The sequence below is a fragment of the uncultured Dialister sp. genome, assembly GCF_937959425.1.
GTDB lineage: Bacteria > Bacillota > Negativicutes > Veillonellales > Dialisteraceae > Dialister.
The window spans coordinates 1-2,325 of record NZ_CALGPS010000124.1 but is presented as its reverse complement, the minus strand read 5'-3'; the positions used below and the strand labels follow the sequence as shown (position 1 = coordinate 2,325).

At 49.6% G+C, this 2,325-nt stretch carries 1 protein-coding gene and 5 tRNA genes; all 6 read left to right on the top strand.

Going from position 1 to position 2,325, the window contains the following annotated elements; all coding sequences use genetic code 11:
* Positions 1-298: 298 nt before the first annotated feature.
* Positions 299-374 (top strand) — tRNA-Thr (locus tag Q0482_RS05525).
* A 3-nt stretch (positions 375-377) separates the two neighbouring features.
* Positions 378-462 (top strand) — tRNA-Tyr (locus Q0482_RS05520).
* A 5-nt stretch (positions 463-467) separates the two neighbouring features.
* A tRNA-Met gene (locus tag Q0482_RS05515) sits at positions 468-543 on the top strand.
* A gap of 27 nt (positions 544-570) precedes the next feature.
* Positions 571-646: transfer RNA gene (locus Q0482_RS05510), tRNA-Thr, on the top strand.
* A 1-nt stretch (position 647) separates the two neighbouring features.
* Positions 648-724, top strand: a tRNA-Met gene (locus Q0482_RS05505).
* Positions 725-937: 213 nt separating this feature from the next.
* Positions 938-2,125, top strand: a complete 1,188-nt coding sequence (gene tuf, locus Q0482_RS05500; RefSeq protein ID WP_299144392.1) for an elongation factor Tu — start codon at positions 938-940, stop codon at positions 2,123-2,125.
* Positions 2,126-2,325 lie beyond the last annotated feature (200 nt).

Genomic DNA, 2,325 nt, shown 5'->3' with positions numbered 1-2,325 from the left:
GAAACAGGAAACTATTCGCTAAAAGTTTCCCACAGGGCATGACACAATAGCGAATTATCGGAACAGGAAACTATTCGCCAAACGTTTCCCACAGGGCATGACGCCATGGCGAATCATAGCGACAGGAAACTTTCTCTCCCCTTTTTCAAAAAAATGCAAAAAAGGGGTAGACAGAGCGTCATCTCGATGGTATAATCTATAAACGTGATGAGGACAAACCTCTGAGTGAGCAAAAAGAACTAAAAAAGTTCTTGACAAGCGAAACGAAATTGTGTATAATAACTTTCGTCACTTGCGTGCTGGCGTAGCTCAGTTGGTAGAGCAGCTGATTTGTAATCAGCAGGTCGTAGGTTCAAGTCCTATTGCCAGCTCCATATGGGCGGATTCCCGAGTGGTTAAAGGGAGCAGACTGTAAATCTGCCGGCTTTGCCTTCATAGGTTCGAATCCTATTCCGCCCACCAAATATCGCGGGGTGGAGCAGTTGGTAGCTCGTCGGGCTCATAACCCGAAGGTCGCAGGTTCAAGTCCTGCCCCCGCCACCATGTTAATACTTTCCTATATATAGATTTGCTGATATAGCTCAGTCGGTAGAGCGTATCCTTGGTAAGGATAAGGTCACCAGTTCAATCCTGGTTATCAGCTCCATGGCGGCTTAGCTCAGTTGGCTAGAGCAAGCGGTTCATACCCGCTGTGTCCGGAGTTCAAATCTCTGAGCCGCCACCAAACACCGTAAAAAAGAGTTCTCTCCGGAGAGCTCTTTTTACTGTTATCTGCAATCGTATGGTAAGACGAAAGCCGGTGACAGAATTCCTGTATTTCTTTGAAATTGCATATGGAATTGCGCCCTGTTTCTTGTTTCCCGTTGACTTTCAATGTATAATAAATAAAGCGCAAATCTATTTTTGCAAATTCTTTTTTGTATAAGGAGAGAAAGAAATGGCAAAAGCTCATTACGAAAGAACAAAACCGCATGTTAACATCGGCACCATCGGCCATGTCGATCACGGCAAGACTACACTGACTGCCGCTATCACCAAAGTACTGGCTGAAGAAGGCAAGGCTAACTTCCTGGACTATGCTTCCATCGATAAAGCACCGGAAGAAAGAGCCCGTGGTATCACAATCAACACCTCCACCGTTGAATACGAAACCGAAAAACGTCACTATGCACATGTTGACTGCCCAGGGCATGCCGACTATGTAAAGAACATGATCACCGGTGCAGCTCAGATGGATGGCGCTATCCTCGTAGTATCTGCAGCTGACGGCCCCATGCCCCAGACCCGTGAACACATCCTCCTGGCTAAACAGGTAGGCGTTCCGGCTATCGTAGTATTCCTGAACAAAGCTGATCAGGTCGATGATCCTGAACTGATTGACCTTGTAGAAATGGAAATCAGAGACCTGCTTACTGAATATGGCTATCCGGGAGATGAAGTGCCGATTATCGTCGGCTCCGCTCTTGGTGCCCTCAACGGCAACAAAGAAGATGAACAGAAGATCCGCGACCTCATGAAGGCTGTTGATGACTACATCCCCACTCCTCAGCGCGATACCGATAAACCGTTCCTGATGCCTGTGGAAGACGTATTCACCATCACCGGCCGCGGCACCGTTGCTACCGGCAGAGTAGAACGCGGCACCGTTAAAGTGGGCGACGCAGCTGAAATCGTCGGCCTCCAGGATAAACCGACCGAAACCGTTGTAACCGGCGTAGAAATGTTCAGAAAGACTCTGGACCAGGCTATGGCTGGCGACAACATCGGCACCCTGCTCCGCGGCATCGACCGTAAGGACATCGTTCGCGGCCAGGTTCTTGCTAAACCGGGCACCGTTCATCCGCACACCGAATTCACCGCCCAGGTATACGTACTGACCAAAGATGAAGGCGGCCGTCATACCCCGTTCTTCAACGGCTATCGTCCGCAGTTCTTCTTCAGAACCACCGACGTAACCGGCGACATCACCCTGCCGGAAGGCACCGAAATGTGCATGCCTGGCGATAATGTCGAAATGACAGTTAAGCTCATCACCCCGATCGCTATGGAAGAAGGCCAGCGTTTCGCTATCCGCGAAGGCGGCCGTACCGTTGGCGCAGGCGTTGTAGCTAAGATTGCAAAATAATCTTTCGCCTATAAAAGGAGCTCCTGAAAAGGGGCTCCTTTTTTTGATGGGGGAAGTGATTGCGTAAGGCTTCCTGTTCGTCATGCAGCATAGAGACAAAAAAGGAAGGACCTGTCGGGCAGGGGCTGTGGAAAAATGGAAATCATTTTTCACAGCCCCTTTTTGATATCAGCTGCCGCAGGCAGCTGACCCCTTCCGGC

Bases quoted from the DNA above. Each gene is read 5' to 3' on its own strand.
- tuf (WP_299144392.1), top strand. From the start codon at position 938: ATGGCAAAAGCTCATTACGAAAGAACAAAACCGCATGTTAACATCGGC.